This is a genomic window from Sphingomonas sp. FG14, from assembly GCF_057809675.1.
Map to the genome: position 1 here is coordinate 1 of NZ_JBMDKK010000050.1, position 2,243 is coordinate 2,243.

General features: G+C 65.2%; 1 protein-coding gene. It reads right to left on the minus strand.

What is annotated here, in order from left to right:
• Positions 1–2,243, minus strand: a 2,243-nt coding sequence (locus ACODTA_RS30265; RefSeq protein WP_489071391.1) for a beta strand repeat-containing protein, incomplete at both ends; no start/stop codon positions are given.

The following is a 2,243-nucleotide window of genomic DNA, read 5'->3' on the forward strand; positions in this document are numbered from 1 at the left end:
TGTCGGTGCCCGCCGGCGCGTCGTTGATCGCCAGCACGTCCACCGTCGTCGTGAAACTCAGCGTGTCCGCGCCCGTGTTCGCCGTCCCGTCGCCATCCACCAAAGTCCATGTCAGCGTCCGAACACCCTCCGTCGGGCTGATCCCGCCCGAGTTCATATAGGCGACCGCGCGCACCAGCCTCTGCACCACATCCGGCGTCGCATCTTCGTCGAAGCTGAACACCAGGGTCGAGTTGTTCCCGCCATTGGCGACGGTGCCGACCTCGACACCATCCACGACCACCTTGCTGGCGTTCACATATACGATGCCAGGCACCGGGACGGTGGTGAGGATATCCTCCGCCGAAACCCCGCCGCCGGTGATCGCCACCGTCAACGTGCCCCCGCCGAAGTTCAGGCTGTCGATATCCGAAATCGTCCCATCGCCGCCCACATCGAGCGCGACCGCGAACTGGCCCTCGACCCAGGTCGCCGCGTCGCCCGACAGCTTCGTCGCCGTCGGCGCGTCGTTCACCGGCGTCACGTCGAAGGTGAAGCTATTCGGCGTCTGGTCGTAATCCTGTCCGCTGTTCAGCGTGCCGCCATTGTCGCGCACCGCGAAGGTGAAGCTCGCATGGCCCGCGCCGTTGCCGTTCGCCCCGGGCACATAATAGACATGACCCGCATTGATCTCGGAGAGCGCGACCGTATCGCCCGCGCCGATCGCGACGGCGTCGCCCTTGCTGCCGCCATTGGTGTCGAGATAGATCGTGCCGGCACCCGGCAGCGTCGTGAAACGGACCCCGCTGAAGCTGTCGCCATCGACATCGCTGAACCCGAAATCGGCAGCCGCGAAGGTGTAGCTGCCGTCCTCAAGCAGGGTCGCGGTATGATCGGTGCCCGACGGCGCGTCGTTGACGGCGGCGACGGCGACGCTGCTCGTCACGGTGAGCGTGTCCGTACCGTTATTGACCGTGCCGTCGCCGTCCACCAGCGTCCAGGTGATCGTGCGCGTGCTTTCGGTCGGTTCGACGGTGTCGCTGTTCAGATAGGTGATGGCGCGCACCAGCGCCTGCACCCGTGCCGGGGTCGCATCGGGATCGAAGGTGAAGACGAGCGCGCCGCCGCCCGCGCCACCACCGGTGAAGGTGGCGATCTGGATGCCGCCCACCGAAACCGCGTTGCCCGCGACCGACACCCCGCCCGTCGCGCCGATGCCAAGCTGGTCCTGCGCGGACACCAGCCCGGCGGAGATCGCGACGGTCAGCGTGCCGCCGTCGAAATTGGCGCTGTCGACATCGCCGATCGTCGCATTGCCGCCGGCATCGAGCGCGACGGCGGCGGCGCCCTCGGTATAGGTGACGCTGTCGCCCGACAGGTTCGTCGCGGTCGGCGCCTGGTTCGGCGCGACGGTCGTGAAGTTGAGCGTGGTCAGATTGAAGATGCCCGCGAACACCGCGCCATCGGCATCGGCGAACGTCTCTTCATCGATGCGGATCGCATAGCTGGTGTTACCCGTCAGCGTGACCGACGGATCGATCGTCCAGGTCGTGCCCGATCCGGTCACCTGCGCGCTCGCGACCGGGATCGTCTCGATCACGACATTGTCGGACGTGCGGACGATATAGATATTGCCCGCGCCCTTCGTCACCGCCTCGTCGAAGGTCAGCACGATATTGGCGGTGGTCGGCACGCCGGTGGCGTTGTCCGCGGGGGTCGTGCTCACCAGCGTCGGCGGCGACCCGTCGCCCGTCGTGCTGTCCTGCTCGAAGATCTTGTTTCCGTTGGAGCGATGGATGATGTCGACATCGCCGTCATTGTCGTAATCGAAGACGAACACCGACGTTGGCGAAATCTGGACCCCGGTGAAATCGGTCGCCGCGAAGGGCGTGCCGGCCGCCTTCGCGTCGGCGAAATCGGTATAGGTGCCGGTGCCGTCGTTGCGCTTGTAACCGATGCCCAGGCCGGCATCGTTGCCGTTCTGGTAGAGGATATCGACATCGCCATCGCTGTCGAAGTCGCCGAAGATCATGCGTGAATCGAACTCGCCGATATCGCCGATCGTATCGGTCGCGGCGCCGAAGCTGCCGCCACTGTTCTTCAGGATCGTCATGTTGCCGGAACGAAAAACGATGTCGTCATCGCCGTCATCGTCGTAATCGATGACGAACACCGACGATGGCGAGATCTGAAGGCCGGTGAAGTCGGCTTTGGTGAAGGGCGTGCCGGCCGTGTTCGCGTCGGCGAAATCGGTATAGGTGCCG